The organism is Escherichia sp. MOD1-EC7003, assembly GCF_002965065.1.
In the GTDB taxonomy this organism is placed as follows: Bacteria; Pseudomonadota; Gammaproteobacteria; order Enterobacterales; family Enterobacteriaceae; genus Escherichia.
Genome location: NZ_PTRE01000309.1, coordinates 1 through 820 on the forward strand (window position 1 = coordinate 1; position 820 = coordinate 820).

Consider the following 820-nt stretch of genomic DNA (forward strand, 5'->3'; position numbering starts at 1 on the left):
CGGCGTTCGGGAAATATAACGTGGATAATGCGATAAACGCCAACTTCCGATATTCTTTCTGACGATTTTATTAAAATGCACCTTCTTAAAGAAGGTGCATAAAGATCCGAAAACTATTAAAAATAGCCTTTAATGATTTTATATAGAGGTATAAAATGATTAACAACATTAGTTATGCGTTATCGAGTCTTTCTCGTAGTATAGCGACTGCAGTTCGAAGCAGCAGTTTCTCTGTATCACCGCAAAAAGTGTCACTAACCCCTATAAAGATTAATTCGCCTTTCTCCCCGAGCAATAGTTCCCTTAGCGCAACAAGGCTTTTTACAGCCCAAAATTCCACCCTGGTATCAGGCTCTTCCCGTTCTGCATCGCTTCATCAGCCAGCAACAGGTGGTGGTTCTACAGCCCAGCCACTTCCGGATGTAGCACAGCGTCTGATAGACCATCTTGCTGCACATGGTATTCAGCCAGCCCGGAATATAACGACATCCTCGCCTCTGACTCCTAGCCGACCGGCACCACCGCCGCCTGTATCAAATGAAGCATCTCAGCCATTGCCGGACATAGCACAGCGTCTGATAGACCATCTTGCAGAGCATGGTATTAAGACTTCGCGTAATTCCTGATTACGGGGTCATTAATGGGCCTTCCCCGAGCATGTTGGGAAGGCTCAGAATGCTATATTCAGTCTCCCATAGTGGAGTATAACTCCCGGCTTAAAGGTAAGCTGGCTCACCAGAACCGTATTGATATTTATTGAGAGCTCAGATCAACTTTCCAGGGCAACAGATCGCGTACCCGGTTTGCCGGCCAGTCCTGG

The 820-nt window shown here is 46.5% G+C and carries 1 protein-coding gene; it reads left to right on the forward strand.

Annotated elements, in window-relative coordinates; translation table 11 throughout:
• Positions 1–155: 155 nt before the first annotated feature.
• A complete protein-coding gene (locus A7090_RS25535; RefSeq protein ID WP_105275901.1) occupies positions 156–626 on the forward strand; it encodes an EspF repeat-containing protein in 471 nt (156 codons plus the stop codon).
• Positions 627–820: the final 194 nt, after the last annotated feature.